The organism is Staphylococcus sp. 231237_7MaSpsaltlick (assembly GCF_043107035.1).
The window spans coordinates 1-553 of sequence record NZ_JBICNX010000290.1 but is presented as its reverse complement, the minus strand read 5'-3'; the positions used below and the strand labels follow the sequence as shown (position 1 = coordinate 553).

1 protein-coding gene is annotated in these 553 nt (G+C 31.8%); it reads right to left on the bottom strand.

Annotated features, from left to right (window positions below; all coding sequences use genetic code 11):
• The coding region (locus ACF91D_RS31515) for a hypothetical protein (protein WP_039067691.1) at positions 1–391 on the bottom strand (391 nt) is incomplete at its 3' end.
• Positions 392–553: the final 162 nt, after the last annotated feature.

The following is a 553-nucleotide window of genomic DNA, read 5'->3' as shown; positions in this document are numbered from 1 at the left end:
ATTCAGCCACCTTTGCAACGTCTGATAAATCTTTACCATTACTCAACAAGTCCATCACTTGTTTTAATTGATACTTACCTAACATTTCTGATTTGTTATCTTCTTCAAAGTCGCCAGTATTAATATTGATATTGAAGTTTGCTTTAACTAATAAGTCCATCACTGTAGTATTAGGTCGTCTGAATTTCTCTTTTCTCTTTTTAATTTCATCGCTAGTATACAAATTAAATCTCTTTTTAAATTTGCTTAGTTCTTCTACGGATACACGTTTGTAAACATTAGCAAATTCTGTTTCTGGATAACCTTTGATATTATATGAATGAATGTTGATGCGTTTCACTTTCACAGACATTACTTGCTTTGCGTTATATAAATCATATTCTTTAATCATTTCCTCGTCCTCCTAATAATCTTTAACTTGTACGTCTGATACGTCCTTGAATTTAATATCTTCAAACCCTAGTCTTTCTGGGTTATTTACATACTTATCGTATGCTTTATCTGCTTCGCGTTCCTTAATACTTTCTAAATCATAGTTAGCTGTCACAGGCAC